The following is a 16047-nucleotide window of genomic DNA, read 5'->3' as shown; positions in this document are numbered from 1 at the left end:
CTAACACAAATGCGAACGATTCTTATTACTGCTCTTTGCCCGACGATGAGGACCGCGGGCGAAGTGGGCGGCATGCGACGCGCCATCGGGCTCGCACGCCGCGTGGCGCATTACGCCGGGGTATTCTTGCGGCCATGAAAATCATCGTCCGCTGGCTCCTGCTTGCCGCCGCCCTGCTGCTGGTGGCCTACCTCTACCCCGGCGTCACGGTGCAGAGCTTCGGCTCGGCGATGATCGCGGCCTTCGTGCTCGGGCTGCTGAACACCTTGCTGCGACCGGTGCTGGTGCTGCTGACCTTGCCGGTGACGGTGATCACGCTCGGCCTGTTCCTGTTCGTGATCAACGCGCTGATGTTCTACTTCGCCGCGTCGATGCTCGAGGGCTTCCATGTCGCAGGCTTCGTCGCGGCGCTGATCGGCTCGCTGCTGTACAGCCTGTGCGGCATGGTCATCGACGTCGCGATCGAAAGAATCTTCGCCCGCTCCTGATCAACGCCGCGCCGTCTTGACCCCGGCGCCGCGCACTTCGAAGCGCACCGTCTCGAGCGGCCGGCCGTCGCGCCCGCGCAGCGTCAGTTCGTGACGCCCCGGCCACGGCGCCCATGTCAGGCGGCGCGCGCTGCCGAGCCGCTTGCCATCGAGCCACCACGCGCCGTGCTCGCCCTCGAAGCTGATGCGCTGCGCTGCCGGCGGCATGTCGGGGTCGAGCGCGAAGATGCTGCCGTCGCGCGGGCTCGTGATGCCGAAGCGCTGCGTGCGGTCCAGCTGCGCGCCCGCGCGCTGCACGGCTTGCTCGGTACCGGCGATGAAGACCTCGTCGCGCGCCGGCTCGTGCGTGCCGTCGAACACGATGCGCGTGCCGACGACACCGGCCGGCGCACGCGGCGGCTGCGACGGCCGGCCGTCGTGCAGCTGCCGCACCAGCGCCTGCCACACCGGCGCCGCGCCGCTGATGCCGCTGACGCCGTGCATCGCCTCGCCGCTCGCGTTGCCGACCCAGACGCCGATGCTGTAGCGGTCGGTGAAGCCGATGCACCAGTTGTCGCGCATGTCCTTGCTGGTGCCGGTCTTGACCGCCGCGAAGCCGCGCGTCGCGAGCAGGCTGTCCAGGCCGAAGGTGCGCACGCGCGCGTTGTTGTCGGCGAGGATGTCGGTCGCGAGGAACACGGCGGCCGCGGCGGCGACGCGCACCGGGCGGGGCTGCGGGCCGCGCAATACCGCCGGCGCATAGAGCCCGCCGTTCGCGAACACGCGGTACGCGTTCGTCAGCGCGAGCAGGCTCACGTCGGCGCTGCCGAGCGCGAGCGAATCGCCGTAGAAACCGCCGGGCTGCGGCAGCGCGAGGCCGAGCGCGTTGAGGCGCGCGACCAAGGCGTCCGGACCGAGCATCGCGCCGACACGCACCGCCGGCACGTTCAGGCTCGCGCCGAGTGCGCTGCGCGCGCTGACCCAGCCCTTGAACGCGTGGTCGTAGTTCTGCGGCAGGTACAGGCCGCTCGTGGTCGCGATCTGCGCCGGCGAATCGTCGAGCAGGCTCGCCGGCGTGATCAGCTTCTTCTCGAACGCAAGCTCGTAGACGAACGGCTTCAGCGTCGAGCCCGGCTGGCGCCGCGCGAGCACGCCGTCGACCTGCGCGGCGCCCGACAGATCGCCGCTCGACCCAACCCACGCGCGCACGTCGCCGCTCGCGTTGTCGAGCACGACCAGCGCGCCGTCCTCGACATTGCGGCCGTTCAACTCGCCGAGCTGGCGCCGCAGTGCCGCGACCGCGACGCGCTGCAGCCCGGCATCGAGCGTGCTGCGCTGCACCGGCGGCCCGTCGGCCGCGACGACCTGGCGCGCGAAGTGCGGCGCCAGCTGCTCGCCCAGCGGCATGCCGCCCTTGCGCGCGAGCGCCGTGGTCGCGAGCGCATCGACGCCGCTGCACGGCAGCTGCTGCAGCGCCAGCACGCCGCAGGCGCGCTGCGCGACGGTCTCGACGCTCGCGTTCGGCCCGCGCAGCAGCGCCGTGGCGAGCGCGGCTTCTTGCGTGCCGAGGCCGCTCGCGTGCTTTCCGAACAAGGTCAGGCTCAGCGCATCGATGCCGACGATCTCGCCGCGAAACGCGACCGAGTTCAGGTACGCCTCGAGGATCTCGCTCTTCTTCCAGCTCGCCTCAAGCCGCGCCGCGGTCAGCGCCTGGCCGAGCTTCTGGCGCAGGCTGCGGCCGCCGTCGGGGCGCGCGAGGCCGTCGTCGATCAGCCCGGCGAGCTGCATCGTCAGGGTCGACGCGCCGCGTGTCTTGCGGTTCCACGCGTTGCCCCACGCGCTCGTCGCGACCGCGCTCCAGTCGACGCCGCTGTGCTCGTAGAAGCGCTTGTCCTCGCTGAGCACGATCGCCTGCAGCAGTGCCGGCGAGACCTCGGCGAGCGGCACCCAGGCCAGACGCCGCGCGCGCTTGTCGACACGCAGGGTCTGCAGCGCGACGCCGTCGCGGTCGGTCAGCGTGATGTCGGATGGCCGGTGCGCGGCCCGCACTTCGGCGAAGCTCGGCAACGCATGCGCCGCCAGCGCTGCGCACGACAGCAACGCCGCCGCGCCCGCGCTGCGCAGCGAGCGCTTCATGGCGCGACCTGCACGCTCGCGTTCGGCAGCTCGCCGAAGGTCTCGGGCGCGTACATCGCCTCGACGCGTGTTGGCGGCAGCGCGAACTGGCCGGGGTTGTTGAGCCGCACGGTGTACTCGATCACGTGCCTGCCCTTCGGCAGGTACTCGAAGTAGCTGCGGAAGGCCTCGAAGCTGCGCTCCTCGAACGCCGGCCAGGCGCTGCCGGCGCGCCGCTCGCCGCGGGCCGCGAGCGCGGAGTCGCGGCCGAGACCCGAGCCGAGGATCGTCGCGCCGCCGGGCACCGGGTCGCTGACGACGACCCAGGTCATGTCGGTCTGCGCGTCGACCTCGACGCGCACGCGCACGATGTCGCCGCGCGACCACCGACCGGTCTTCTCCTTCGATGCATCCCTTTGCTCGACCGCATTGATGCTGCGCGCGACGCTGTAGCCGGCGCGCAGCGGCGCCTTCAACGGCACCGCGGCGAGGCTTTGCACCGTGAGCCACGGCTTGCCGCTGCCGTCCTGCGCGACGTTCAGCGGCCCGGGTTGCGCGGGCCACGCGAGCGTCATCGAGGCGCCGCCCGGGTTCGTCGCCCATTCGATCGCGCCGCTCTTGTCGCCGAGCGTGGCCGCGGTGCGGCCGGCGACCTTCAGCGACTCGAACTTCGCCGAGAACTTGTCGAGCGCGAGCGAGCCCCACAGGTTCGCGGTCGTCGTCAGCCAGGCGCCGGCGCGTTGCCGGCCGAGCGCGCCGACGACCATGCGCGGGATGTCGTCGCGCCACTCCGGGTCGTCGATCACCGCGAGGATCAGCCGCGCGGCGTTCGCGTCGGCGCTGTCCATCAGCCACCACCAGAAATCGTCCTGCTCGTTGCTGAACTTCAGCGTCGTGCCGGCATAGGTCAGGCGGCTGCGCAGGATCTGGTTCGCCTCGGTCAGGCGCTTCGCGGCATTCGGAACGCCATCGACCTGGCGCAGGATGCGCAGCCAGTCGATCACCGCGGCGGTCGGCCAGGTGTTCGGCACCAGGTTGACCGAGCCGAGCATCGCGGGCTGCGCGCGGCCGTAGCGCGACAGCGCTTCGATCGCCGCGAGCTTGCGCACGTCCAGGTCCGCCTTCGGCGACCAGAACTTGCGCTCGATGCGGCCCTCGACGAACGCGACCAGGCCGTTCAGCATCGCGTCGCGCGCCGGCACCGGCAGCACGAAGCCGGCCTCGTGCGTCGCCGCGAGCACGTAGGCGGTGAGCCGATCGCTGCCGCGCGGGCCGTCGTCGACGCGCGGCGGAAAGTAGCTCGCGAGGCCGTCGCTGTCGAGGTAGGTCGGCAGCGTGTTCGCGACCGTCGCCCACAGCGGCCGGTCCTTCAGCCCGACCGCCTTCGAGGTCTTCTGCTCGAGGCAGCTGAACGGGTAGGTCTCGAAGAAGCGGCGCATCCCGGGCAGCGCGCCGCTGAGTTTCGGTTGCACCGCGATCAGCATGCCGCCGCGCTTGACGCCCGCCTCGGGCAGCGCGTCGGCCGGCGTGGCGATCGGCAGGGTCAGCGTGCCTTCGAGCTGCTGCAGCGTCGCCTGCAGCACGCGCACCGGCACCGCGGGCGCGACGAGCTGCGTGACCTTGACGCGGTCCCGGGCCTTCTCACCGCCCTGTTCGTCGGCGGCCGCCTCCCAGGTGACGCTGAATGCATCGGCCGGAATGCCCACGGGCCAGACCAGCTCCTTCGCGGCACCGGCCGCGATGACCACGTCCTGCGCCGGCAGCGCGAGCGGTGTGCGCACGATCTCGGCGCCGCCGTTGCCCGTGTTGACGGTGCCGCGCAGGCTCGCATGCACCTTCATCTCGCGCGCGGTCGTGTTGCGCAAGGTCAGCATCGCGCCGAACTGGTCGCCCTCGCGCACCAGCGGCGGCAGCCCGGCGAGCAGTTGCAGGTCCTGCGTGACGCGGATGCCGGTGCTGCCGGTGCCGAAGCGCTGCGCGCCGGCCGTGTTCGAGGCGTCGGCGATCGCGACGAGCCTGAAACTCGTCAGCGAATCGTTCAGCGGCACCTCGATCGTCGCCTCGCCGTTCGCGTCGAGCACGACGCTCGCCTTCCAGAGCAGCAGCGTGTCGAACAGCTCGCGGGTCGCGGCCCGCCCGCCGCCGCCGCCGGCCGCGACCGCCTTGCGGCCGTAGTGGCGGCGGCCGATGATCTCGCCCTGCGCGGTGCTGGTCTCGACGCCCCAGGCGCGCTGCTGGATCATCGCGTTGAGCAGGTCCCACGAGTCGTTGTTGCGCAGCGCGAGCAAGCCTTCGTCGACCGCCGCGAACGCGACCTCGGCGCCGGCCTGCGGTTTGCCATCGAACAGCACCCTGACCTTCGCGACCGCCTTCGCGCGCACCGCGTACTGCGGCTTGTCGCTCGTCACGCTCACCTGCAGTTCGTGCGCCTTGGTGCCGACCTTCAAGGCCGCGACGCCGAGCTTGAACGCCGGCTTGCTCAGATCGACCATCGCGGTCGGCGCCTGGTACTCGCGCCCTTCGTACCAGAACGAACGCACCCAGTTCAGCGGCTCGCGCCAGCCCCAGGTGAAGAACGAATACCAGGGCACGTCGCGGATGCGGCCGCGCAGCGCGAGCACGCTGACATAGACGTTCGGGCCCCAGCCGGGCTCGATCTTCAGCTCGACGGTCGGATCGTCGCCGCGCAGCGTCACGACGCGCGTGTCCATCACGCCTTCACGCTCGACCGCGACCAGCGCGGTCGCTTCGCGGAACGGCACGCGCACCTGCAGCTTCGCGGTCTCGCCGGGCTCGTAACGCTTCTTCTCGGGCAGCACATCGATGCGGTCGTCGTTGTCCTGCGCGAACCAGAGCTCGCCCTGCTTCGTGACCCAGACACTCGCCGCCGCCTGCGCCGCATGGCCGGTCGCATCCTGGCCGGAGGCGATCAGGTCGACCTGGCCGGCGGTGTTCAGTTCGGCCTCGCACAACAGCAGACCGCGGTCATCGGTCGCGCCGCTGCACAGCGCGCCGAGGTCCTTCACTTCGGTGCGGTTGTCGTAGGCGTAGAAGCCGCCGACCATGCGCTTGCGCGTGCTGATCGTCTGGCTGAGCCGCCCGCGCACGTCGATCGTCTGGCCCTTCAGCGGCTTGCCGGCCGTGTCGAGCGCGAGCGCGCTGAACTTGACCTTGCCGCGGCTGCTCGCCCACGAGCCGGTCTTGATGCCGAGCACGACGGCGCTCGGCCACAGCGGGATCGTGGTCGACGCGGTCTGCACCTCGCCGTTCGGGTCGTTGTAGCTGACCTCGGCGCTGAGCTCGCTCGGGCGTGTGATCGGCGGCAGGTCTTTCAGCGTGAAGCTCGCGGCGCCGCTGCGGTCGGTCGTCAGCGCGAGCTTGTCGGCGACGAGCTTGGCGTCGCGTGCGCCGTCGCCTTCATCGCCGCTGTCGCCGCTGTCAGTCCCGCCGCTGTTGCCCTGCGCCTTGTCCGGCTCGCGCGGCGCTTCGAACGAGAACTCGTCGTAGCCGTCGAAGCGGGTCGATCGAGTCTTCAGCAGCGCCGATGCGCGCGCCGGCACCTGGGCCATCGGGCCGCCGGAGAAGTAGTTCAGCTGCACCGCGATCGCGAGCTCCTTCGGCGCGACGGCCAACGCCTTCGGCCCGCTGACGCGCGCGTCGACCAGCGGCAGGCGGAACTCCTCGACACGGAAATCGCCGCTGGTCCATTCGCGGCGCCGTTTCTCAATCGCGCTCTCGCGCTCGAGCACGACGCTGTACAGACCAAGCTTCGCGGCCGGCGGGATCGCCCAGCTCGCGATCGCATGGCGCGCGCCGTTCCACTTCAGCGGCTGCACGAACGACTGGCCGGTGCCCTGGTGCACGATCTTCATGCGCGTCGGCAGGTCGTCGGGCTTCGCGTTCGCGAGGCCGGTCGAGGTCTCGATGCGCGCGAAGTGCTTCATCGAAACGGTTTCGCCGGCGCGAAACAGCGTGCGGTCGAACACGGTCGTCGCGCGCAGGTCGAGTTCGGCGCCGTGCCCGGTCGGCACGTTGAAGCGCCACGACTCGATGCCCTTCTGCCAGGTGCTGAACACGAACGCGGTGTCGACGACGCCTTTCGCGTGGGCCTTGCGCGCGGTCACGAAAAGGCCGGCCTCCGACGGGCAGCCCTCGAAGTCGGCATCGAGCGCCTGCCCGACCTTGGCCAGGCCTTGCGCGTCGGTCTTGCCCGACCACAGCTTCTTGCCGAAGCAGTCGTTGACGGCGATCTCGGCCGCCTCGACCGGCTTGCCGCGGTCGAGCGTGGTGACCCAGACCACGCTGTTCTCGCGCCCGAGCTTGAAGTGCACGCCGAGGTTCGTGACGAGCACGCCGGTGCGCACGAACATCGGCGCGCGCTTGTCGAGCAGCGACTGACCCAGGCGCAGCGATTCGATCTCGGCGACGAAGTAGCCGGGTTCGGCGAACGGGATGCCGACGACCTCGAACGGCCGCGGATCGCCGCCGGCCAGCTGCGGCAGATCGAGGCGCTTCGCCGCGGCGTCCTGGTTCAGCAGCGAGAGCTCGCGCGTCGCGAACAAGCGCTCGGTCTTGCGCTTGATCGTCTTTCCCTTTGCGTCGGTTTCTGTCTCGACGCTGAACCACTCGCGCTCGGGCAGGCCGCGATCCTTCGCGCTGATCTGGCGCTCGTCGTACTGTTTCAGCTTGGCGTACCACGCGAGGATCTCGGCATCGGTCTGCAGCCGCTTCACGCGCAGCTGGCCGCCGCTCGCCGCGGATCGCAGGTCGCCTTGCACGTGCCGCAGCGTCACCGGCAGCAGCGGATCGGCGAGCTCGACGACGCCGAACGGCGCGGCCGCGAACTTCGCGATCGGAGGCGCGTCGCCGGTCGCGACCTTGAGCGGAAACATCGAGGCATTCGACAGCGGGCGATCCGCGTTGTCCTTCAGGCCGCTCGGCAATTCGATCGTGAAGCTGGCGCTCTCGGCCAGTGGCGTCGGGAAGCGGAGCTCGCTGACCTCGACCGTCTTGTCGTCCTTGTCGAACAGCGGCGCAAGCGCGGCGCCCGACGCGGGCTTGAGCCGAACCCTGGCCGCGACATCGCGCGCGACCGGCGCCGAAAAACGCAGGCGCATCGGCCGGATCGGCAGGCACGGCGCGCTCGCGTTCTCGCGTTCGCAGCTGAACTCGGCGCTGAACGCCGGCCGCACCGTGAAGCGCAAACGTTGCTCGATCGTCGTCGCGATCTTCGGGTTCGCGCTCGCGGCGATGCCCTTGCCCCAGACCAGCCGCACCGCCGCGGCGTTCGGCAGCGGTCGCTTGCAGCCGAGGATCAGCGCGCGCTCGATCTGTTCCTTCTTCTCGATGCGGCGAGCCTTCAGCAGCTGCGCGCGCGCGTCGCCGCCGATCACCTGCACGCCGATGCGCTCGCCGATGCCCTCGACCTCGCACCAGGCGTTCGCGAGCACGCTGGCCTCGACGGCAGCGCCGTTCAGGCGCAGCAGGAAGTATTGGTCCTCCTCGATCTGCGCGCCGTCGTAGGGCCGGGTCGAGACGACCGTCGGGCCGCCGGTGTTGAAGCCGTAGTCGGTCGTGCCGGTCAGGCTGCCGTTCAGCGGCTTCCAGTCGGCGCGGCGTTGCAGCGTGCAGCGCGTGCCGGGTGGCAGCGGCTCGCGAAAGTCGTAGAGCCAGACACGGTCGCTGGCCCAGCGGCCCGCGCCGGCCGGCGCGGCGCCCTGGCAGCTCAGGCTGAGCGGGTCGGGCAGGCGCAGGTCGCCGAACGCGACCACCGCCTCCGAGAACTTCACGGTGATCTGCCGCACCTGTGCGACCTCACCCTGCGGGCTGACGCCGGCGATCGTCGCGGCCTGTGCGATGCCGGCGATGAAGACCAGCCCTGCCGCGGCCGCGGCCCTGACGATGGATCGCATTCTCTCGACTCCCGGATGCACGCCGAACAACGTGCCGCGAGTCTAAGAGGCTGAGAGCTGGTGCCGCGCTATCGCGCCTTCTCGTCGGCCTTGCGCTGACGGATCTGCGATTCGACATCGCGCAGCCGCGCGTCGATCACCGAGACGTCAATGAAGTCGACGGCGCCGCCGCTGCGTGCGCGGCGCTGGCCGGCGTGCAGCCGGTCGACGGCACCGGTCAGATCGCCGAGCGCGATGCGCGATTCGGCATCCGCGCGCAGCGCGCGCAGCGGCTGGCCGAGGCGCTCCTGGACCTGGCCGAGCGCGGTCCACGCGAGGGAGTCGCGCGGCTGTGTCGCGACCCAGGTCTGCAGCTGCTCGGCGCGCTGCTTCAGGGCGGCGTTGTCGGGCGCCGGCGCGCTGGCCAGCGTCGCCTGGGTCTGGAGCAGCAGCACCGGGCGCGAGTGCTCGGCCTGGTAGGGCTCGAGTGCGGCGTTCGCGCGCGTCACGTCGCCGCGTGCGAGCAGCGATTGCACGTTCAGCAGCGCGACCGCGCGTTCGGCGCGCGCGTCGCTCTTTGGGCTGCCGCGCACGAGGCCGAGCGCAACCGCGATCGATGCATCGGCGCGCGCCCAGTCGCGCAGCAGGGTCGACGCGAGCGCGCTCGAGTACGCGCTGAGCAGCTTGTCGGGAACGCTGGTCGCGACGCGGTCGCCGTCGAGCGCCTGCCAGCGGCGCAGCGCATCGAAGCGCGCATCCATCATCACGCGCGCACGGGCCTGCGCGGCGGTGTGCTCGAGCACGCTGACCGGCGCCGCGGCTGGCGCCGCGCCCATGCGCGAGCGCGCCTCGCCGATGCGCTCGCTGGTCAGCGGGTGGCTGCGCAGATACGGGTAGCCGCCGAAATCGTTCAGGCGCGCCGACTGCTCCATCTTCTCGAACATCGCGGCCATGCCGCCGGGTGCGAAGCCGGCGCCGGTCATCACCTGCCAACCGACCCGGTCGGCCTCGCGCTCCATGTCGCGCGAGAAGTTCAGCTGGCCCTGGACCGCGAGCGCCTGACCGCCGACGACCGCCGCCTGCGCCGCATCGATGCTGCTGTTGCCCGCCCTGCTCGCGACGACAAGACCGGCGAGCATCGCCGCGAGGCTCAGCAGCGACTGGCGCTTCGCGTTGCCGATGCTGCGCGCGATGTGGCGCTGCGTGATGTGCGACATCTCGTGCGCGAGCACCGACGCGAGCTCGTCGCGCGTCGCCGTCAACGCGAGCAGCCCGAGGTTCACGCCGACGTAGCCGCCCGGCAGCGCGAAGGCATTGACCTCCTTGTCGCGCACGAGGAACGGCTCCCACGCGAGGCGCTGGTCGATGTCGGGACTCAGGTTGCCGCGGATGCGCGCCTGCGCGACCAGCGGCTGCCAGATCGACTGCAGGTATTCGAGCAGGATCGGATCGTCGAGGTAGTCGGGGTCGGCGCGGATCTCGCGCATGATCTCGTCGCCGAGCTTGTGCTCGGTCGCGATGCTGAAGTCTTCGCCGGACGGATCGCCGAGCGCCGGCAGCTGGTTCTGCGCCCAGGCCGGCGACAGCCCGGCCGGGCACAGCAGCGCGAACGAGACCGCGAACGCGATCAATCGGCGCAGCAGGCGAGGCGAGCGGTTCGGCACGAGGGGATGTTCACGAGGCGGAAAAAGGGGGCGTGGCTATCATGCCGCACAAACGTTTCGAGGATGTTTCGCGCCATGAGTTCAACCCCGCCCCCGTCGCCTTCGTCGTCACCGCTGACGCACTTCGACGCGCAGGGTCAGGCGCACATGGTCGACGTCTCGGCGAAGCGCGAGACCCACCGCATCGCGCGCGCCAGCGGCGTGATCCGCATGCAGCCGGCGACGCTGGCGCTGATCGAGCGCGGCGAGGCGAAAAAGGGCGACGTGCTCGGCGTCGCGCGCATCGCGGCGATCCAGGCCGCGAAGCGCACCGCCGAACTGATCCCGCTGTGCCACCCGCTGCCGATCACGCGCGTCGCGGTCGAGTTCGAGACCGATGCACCGGGCAGCAGCGTGCGCTGCACCGCGCAGGTTGAGACGCTCGGCCGCACCGGCGTCGAGATGGAGGCGCTGACCGCGGTGCAGATCGGCCTGCTGACGATCTACGACATGTGCAAGGCCGCCGACCGCGGCATGGTGATGGGCGAGATTCGCGTGCTCGAGAAGCACGGCGGGAAGTCGGGGGATTGGATCGCGGCGTAGCGCGCCGCTGAGCTCGGTGCCTCAGTATTTCTTCGGCGTCGCGCCCGTCGCCGCGCCTTCGCCCGGCACGCGCTGCGGGCTGCTGCCGACCACGCCGGCATAGCGAACCTTGAGGCGCCAGGCATCGCCGTCGCGGGCCCAGGTGTCGACGATGAACAGCGGCGCTTCGGTGCCGCGCTTCGCCGGCCCGGCAGCGACCGGCCGCAGCAGAAAGCTCACGTCGACGATCGCGCCGTGGTCGTGCGCGGCCATCTGCTCGATGCGCGCGTCCGGCGCCGGCTGCTGCTGGATCGCGGCCAGCCATTGCGCGCGTGCCACCGGCTCGCCGGGCCGCCGTGCGGCGCGCAGCTCGAAGTCGTCGGCGAGCAGCGCCTCGAGCGCCGCGGTATCGCCGGCGCGAGCGGCTTGCGCGAACTGCGTCTCGAGTTGCTGGAAGACCTTGACGAGGCGCGTGACGGTCGGGACGGCCGTGCTGCCCTGCGCGAAGCTCGCCGCCGGCCAGGTCAGCACCGACGCGAGCGCGCCGAGCATCCAGTGGCGGCGGGGCGGCGCGCCCTTCATCGTTGCGCGAGCCTCAGGGATAGGCCACGGCGCAGCTGCCGCCGCCGGCGTTGACCCAGTTGCGCTGGATCAGGAAGTCGCGCGTGCCCAGCCTCATGTTGGCCTTCGCGCCGTTCGCCGTGTACTCGGTGCCGAAGGTCCAGGCGCACTTGTCGGCGTTTTCCATGCCGCGGCGGTCGTACCAGGCGTTGAGCTGCGGGTCGGTCACGGCCTCTTCGAGTTCGTGCGCGATGATGCTCGCCATGCCGTCGGCACCGGCGTTGCCGTTCGGGCCGGTGGTCTGGGCGTTGCACGACGCGGGGCAGCGATCCGGGTTGCCGACGAACGAGTACTGCAGGATCGAACCGGCGATCGTGCCCTTGGTGTGCCAGCCGCAGTACTGCGTGCAGAAGCCCGAGGTGGCATTGACGTCCTGCGAGGTGAGCACGAAGTAGACCGCATTGGTGTCCTTCGGGAGGCGCCCGCTGCTGACCGCGTCGGACACGACCCCCTGGATCGCCGCATCGGTCAGCGCCGTGCCATGCGAGTAGGCGTCAGTGGTGCTGCCGAGGTAGTTGACCGCGTTCGTGACCTTCTTGCCGGTGCCGTCGTAGTAGGTCGTGTTGATGTTGAAGTATGGCGATGGCGCAATGTTGCGGGCCAGGTCTTCGAGGATGGTCGTGGCGGTGTTGCCGGCCCAATTGCCGTACCAGATGTAGTAGACGTTGGTCCCCGACGTGCTGTTCAGCAGCGGGCCGCCGTGGTAAACGATGCCGCTCGAGCCTGTCGGCGCACCACCGCTCTTGGCCCGGCCGACCGCGCCGGCCGAATCGTCGAGCTCGCCGTAGCCCTTGCCGGTGGGGCGCATCACGGCATCGCTGTCGGGCTTGACCGTGCCGGCCTGGGCGGTGCCGAACGCGGCCACGAGCAGGCCGGCGGCGAGCGCCCAGCGGGGAATGTGCTTGTTCATTCGATCTCTCCTGTGGTTGCTCGCGTAACCGGCGGGCCCGGCGGCGTGGGCGGATGTTAGCGGGCCGGACGCGCGCCGCACAGGCCGTGCGCCGCTGAACACCCTCGAGTTGGGGGGCGCCTCTATGCGGTCTTCGCGAAATACAACACTGCCGGCAGCCGCGCGAAATGAGCGTCGCAGGTCAGCAGCTCGGCGCCGTTGGCTTGTGCAGTCGCGTAGACGATCGCATCAGCGGTAGCAAGCTTGTATTGGCGATGCAGCTCGGCAGCCAGCAGCGCGATGTGCGTATCCAAGGCGACGACAACGCACTTCTGCGTATAGGCGATCACCTGATCGGCCTGTTCTTCGCCGGCTTCTCGCAACAGCCACTTCGAGAGCTCGAGCTGCACGATCGTCGGGACGATGCATTCGGCCCGATCGGGGATCTCCTTGGCGAGCTTTCGGCCGAGCGGGCCGCCGATCAGCCATTCGACCCATACCGAGGTGTCGACCACCCGCATCAGTAGCGGTCTTTTCGATCGCGGATGGCGCGCGTCTTGGCGCCCTTGACGATGCCCGCCAGCTGCTGTAGTTCGGGCACCGGCATCAGCAACACCCCCTTGCCCTTCGGGATGAAGACGAACTCCTGCCCGGCCGCCCAGCGCTGTTCTTCGCGAACGGCTTTGGGAATCGAGATCTGGAACTTGCCAGAGAGCGTAGCGATTACGGTCACGGCCTTACCTCTGCCATATCGATGGCGAAACCGTAAGAATACTGCACCCGACGCGATCGACGACGCCTCAGCGGAAGTCCTCGTACCTGAACTCGCGGGTCGGCGCCAGGCACTGGAACGGCAAGCTCTCGCCGGTCGGCGGCGGCTCGTCGCAGGGCGCGAAGAACTCGGCCGACTGCTCGTTGCGGAACTCGCGCAGGCGCTGCGCGACATGGCGCGCGTGCTCGGTGTCGCCGGCTTCGTCGAGCGCCTTGGCCCAGGCCTGCAGCAGCCGCGCGTCGAGCAGGTAGTGCGGCGCGCGCAGGAACGCCGGCATCACGTCGGACGGGTGGTCGGACGTCGTCGCCGCGGCGTAGTCGGCGTGGTGCGCGAAGAACACGCTGCGCCGGCCGTCGACGATGCGCTGCGCGAGCGGCGACGCGCCCTCGCCGGGCGCGAAGATCACGACGACGCGCGCGTAGTCGGCGGTCGACAACGCGCCGCCGATCATCAACACCAGCGAAGCGACGACGAGCGGCCGCAGTTTCGACCGCGCCGGGGCTGCATCTGGCAGCAGCGCGGCGCCGGGCTCGACCAGGCACAGCCCGAACGCGAACGCGGCCGGCAGCAGGAAGTACGCGTACCAGAGCGGGTACTCGAGCAGGCTGTGCAGCAGGATCAGCAACACCATCATGAATGCCGCCGGGCGCAGCAGCGCCGTGCCCGGCGCGGCGCTGTCGTCGACCGCGGGCAGCAGCGCGCCGCGCAGCGCGAGCGCGAGTGCCCACAGCAGCAGCCCCAGCACCGCGAGCGCGAGCGGGATGCCCAGCTCGACGACGAACTGCAAGATCAGGTTGTGCGTGTGGTCGAAGAAGGCCACCGGCCGGCCCGGGAACGGCGTCAGCGTCCACGCGAAGTTGAATTCGCCGAAGCCGACACCGGCCCACGGATGCATGCGAATCAGCGTCAGCGTGTTCGACCAGATGCCGTAGCGGGAGCTCGAGATGTCACCCTTGCCGCTGAAGCGCGTCTCGCCGCCGAACACGTGGTGGGTGTGATCGGCCCACGCGCCGGTGCCGTACCAGCAGACAAAGAAGATCAGCGGCGCCAGACACAACAGCCAGCGCGCCGGGCGCGCGAACCGCTTGTCCATCAAGCCCCAGACCAGCAGCAACGCCATGCTCAGCGCCCCGGTGCGCGAGCCGCTGAGCACGACGACGAAGATGAACAGCAGCGTGAGCAGCGTGCTCGCCCAGCGCCGGATCACCCTCGCCTCGCCGAGCCAGACCGCCGCGACGATCGACCACAGCAACAGGCTGCTCAGGTGGTTCGGCTGCCGCATGTTGCCGACCGCGCGGCCCTCGAGGTAGCTGCGCGCGATCGCGTTGCCGTCGGCCCAGGCGGGAACGAAGACCTGCACGATGCCGACCACGCTGCTCAAGGTGCCGGCGACGACCATGCCGATGCAGAAGGCGCGGAAGGCTGGGAGGGCGAGGCCACCCCAAGACAGCGCGGCGCCGGTCTGCGCGGTGAGTGCGGCGGCGGCGATCAATGCGACGGCGGAGAGGGACAGGGACCAGGGCAGGCTCGCCCAGAGCGGTGAGGCGAGCGCGGCGATCAGCAGCAGCGCGAGGGCCGATTGCAGGGCGGTCAGCCCGCGTGACCGGGGCACTGCGCCACGGTCCGGCAATCCCGCCAGCGCCAGCAGCAAGCTGCCCCAGCCGATCAACGCTGCGGCCTGGTTCAAGAAGGTGGAGGAAGGCGGGAGGTTGAACGCCAGCAGCATCGGCACGCCGATGGCGGTGCCGGCCAACACGGCGAGCCCGGTCGAGTGGTCGCGATCGGTGGAGGTCGAAGTACGGGGGGTCGGCATGCGCGGATTGTCCACGCCTCCGAGCCTGCGATGCCGCCCCAATCTAGGCGCGAGCCAGCAACAGGAACGCGGCCGGATCCGCGAAGATCTCAGCGACTACCACCCGTCGCGAAACCGGCTCAGCGGGCCGCCCTTCTTGGAGCGCAACACCAGCCAGCGCGGCGAGCGAAAGCGCACCACCCGAAGATAGAGCCAGACGTACAGCATGCAGAACACCGCCACCGCGGCCTGCAGCGCCGGCGGGTTGCGCCACAGCAGCGTGGCCGGCAGCGATGCGATGCTCGACAGCAGCCACAGGTACGGCGCCGTCAGGCTGTTGCGCAGCGTCAGGCTCGCGGCATCGCGCCTACCCACGGCCCAGCGCACCAGGCGGCGGAACACCAGCATGTGCAGGTGCAGCCCATCGGGCAGCCCGGGGCTCGCGCCGCGTACGACGCGCTTGCGCCAGATCGAGAAGAAGGTCTCGAACACCGGATAGATGCACAGCAGGAACGGGTACCACGGCGAGACCACGCCGCGGTGCCGCGCCACCAGCATGATCGAGAGCACCGCGATCAGGTAGCCGACGAAGTACGCGCCACCGTCGCCCAGAAAGATCAGCCCGCGCGGCCAGTTCCACAGAAGAAAGCCAACCAGCGCGCCGGTACCGGCCAGCGCGACCGAGACGATCAGGTTGTCGCCGACCTGCCAGGCTACGTAGGCCAGCGACATCAGGATCACGCCCGCCACCACCGCCGTCAGGCCGTTGTAGCCGTCGATGATGTTGACCGCGTTCGCCAGGCCGCCGGCCGCGACCATCGTGAACAGCAGGCTGCAGGCGGTGAAGCTCATCAACCAGTCCAGCCCCGGGAACGCCACTGACTCGAGCTGCGCGCCGAGCAGGAAGAAGGCGAGCAGGCCGCTGAGCATCGTGGCGGCGAGACGGAACCTAGCGCTGACGCGCTTGGTGAAATCTTCGGCCAGGCCGGCGAGCAGAGCGGGGGTGCCGCAGAGGAGGATCAGCCAGAGTTCGCGCGTGGGGCCGTGGCCGGTGATGGCGACCCACGCGTTCAGTGCCACGAGCCCGAGCGCCACCGCCAAACCGCCGACCCGCGGAACGGCGCGGGCGTGGAACTTCTGGGCACCAGTCAGTTCGTGATCGTCCCAGGGCATGGTTTGCGAACGTGAGGCCCGGACGATAAAGGCGCAGATGACGCAAGAGAAGGCGAACGCGATCGCGAAGCTGGTCATACGAGGGGTACAGCTGCCGCAAAA

11 protein-coding genes are annotated in these 16047 nt (G+C 70.3%); 2 read left to right on the top strand and 9 right to left on the bottom strand.

Going from position 1 to position 16047, the window contains the following annotated elements:
• Nucleotides 1-134: 134 nt before the first annotated feature.
• Entirely contained in the window at nt 135-488 is a 354-nt protein-coding gene (locus tag AC1DTW_RS24050) for a phage holin family protein (protein WP_477983927.1), read from the top strand.
• Here the strand turns inward: AC1DTW_RS24050 and pbpC are convergent, their stop codons facing one another.
• The 3 genes from pbpC to AC1DTW_RS24035 form a co-directional block, all read right to left on the bottom strand.
• Nucleotides 489-2603, bottom strand: a complete 2115-nt coding sequence (gene pbpC / locus AC1DTW_RS24045) for a penicillin-binding protein 1C (protein ID WP_477983926.1) — start codon at nt 2601-2603, stop codon at nt 489-491. It lies immediately after the preceding gene.
• A complete protein-coding gene (locus tag AC1DTW_RS24040; RefSeq protein WP_477983925.1) occupies nt 2600-8494 on the bottom strand; it encodes an alpha-2-macroglobulin family protein in 5895 nt (1964 codons plus the stop codon). Before AC1DTW_RS24040 ends, pbpC begins: the two co-directional genes overlap by 4 nt.
• A gap of 68 nt (nt 8495-8562) precedes the next feature.
• A complete protein-coding gene (locus tag AC1DTW_RS24035; protein WP_477983924.1) occupies nt 8563-10137 on the bottom strand; it encodes a M48 family metalloprotease in 1575 nt (524 codons plus the stop codon).
• Between the two features lie 75 nt (nt 10138-10212).
• Here AC1DTW_RS24035 and moaC point away from each other — a divergent pair, with 75 nt between their 5' ends.
• Entirely contained in the window at nt 10213-10719 is a 507-nt protein-coding gene (gene moaC / locus AC1DTW_RS24030; protein ID WP_477983923.1) for a cyclic pyranopterin monophosphate synthase MoaC, read from the top strand.
• A gap of 21 nt (nt 10720-10740) precedes the next feature.
• Here the strand turns inward: moaC and AC1DTW_RS24025 are convergent, their stop codons facing one another.
• The 6 genes from AC1DTW_RS24025 to AC1DTW_RS24000 form a co-directional block, all read right to left on the bottom strand.
• Entirely contained in the window at nt 10741-11280 is a 540-nt protein-coding gene (locus tag AC1DTW_RS24025; protein ID WP_477983922.1) for a nuclear transport factor 2 family protein, read from the bottom strand.
• 13 nt (nt 11281-11293) lie between these two features.
• Nucleotides 11294-12229: a hypothetical protein gene (locus AC1DTW_RS24020; protein WP_477983921.1), complete on the bottom strand. Its 936-nt coding sequence runs from the start codon at nt 12227-12229 to the stop codon at nt 11294-11296.
• Between the two features lie 122 nt (nt 12230-12351).
• Nucleotides 12352-12729 carry a type II toxin-antitoxin system VapC family toxin gene (locus AC1DTW_RS24015; RefSeq protein WP_477983920.1) on the bottom strand — a complete coding sequence of 126 codons (378 nt, stop codon included), beginning with the start codon at nt 12727-12729 and terminating at the stop codon, nt 12352-12354.
• A complete protein-coding gene (locus tag AC1DTW_RS24010; protein ID WP_477983919.1) occupies nt 12729-12941 on the bottom strand; it encodes an AbrB/MazE/SpoVT family DNA-binding domain-containing protein in 213 nt (70 codons plus the stop codon). The genes AC1DTW_RS24015 and AC1DTW_RS24010 overlap by 1 nt, the downstream gene beginning before the upstream one ends.
• A 67-nt stretch (nt 12942-13008) precedes the next feature.
• On the bottom strand, nt 13009-14793 hold the full coding sequence (locus AC1DTW_RS24005; protein WP_477983918.1) for a PglL family O-oligosaccharyltransferase: 1785 nt from the start codon (nt 14791-14793) through the stop codon (nt 13009-13011).
• Between the two features lie 96 nt (nt 14794-14889).
• Nucleotides 14890-16023, bottom strand: a complete 1134-nt coding sequence (locus tag AC1DTW_RS24000; RefSeq protein ID WP_477983917.1) for an MraY family glycosyltransferase — start codon at nt 16021-16023, stop codon at nt 14890-14892.
• Nucleotides 16024-16047: the final 24 nt, after the last annotated feature.

The organism is Rhizobacter sp. P5_A1 (genome assembly GCF_056400745.1).
The sequence above is the reverse complement of the archived record's forward strand: the minus strand, read 5'-3'. Positions and strand labels throughout refer to the sequence as shown.